Annotated in this window: 1 protein-coding gene; it reads right to left on the bottom strand. The window is 65.9% G+C overall.

Annotation, left to right across the window (positions count from 1 at the left end; genetic code table 11):
• On the bottom strand, positions 1-229 hold a 229-nt coding region (locus ACZIRK_RS45780; protein WP_474419924.1), incomplete at both ends, for an IS66 family transposase.

The following is a 229-nucleotide window of genomic DNA, read 5'->3' as shown; positions in this document are numbered from 1 at the left end:
GGAACAGCACGATCGGCGGACTTGGGCCGCTATGGCCGCGGTCGTCGGAGACGCTCGCCCAGAAGTAGCCCTTCTTCGTTTGACCACGCCCGGGATCGAGCACCGGCGCCGTAGTTTCGTCCATGAACAGACGATCCGCCGCTGCCAGATGGCGGCGCATGTGGTCGGCAACGGGTCGGAGATGGAAGCAGGCGCGGCCGGACCAATTGCCCAGTGTCGCCCGATCAAG

The sequence above is a fragment of the Bradyrhizobium sp. Leo114 genome, assembly GCF_055229415.2.
Note: the sequence above shows the minus strand (reverse complement) of the source record. Positions and strands in the feature narration are given on the sequence as shown.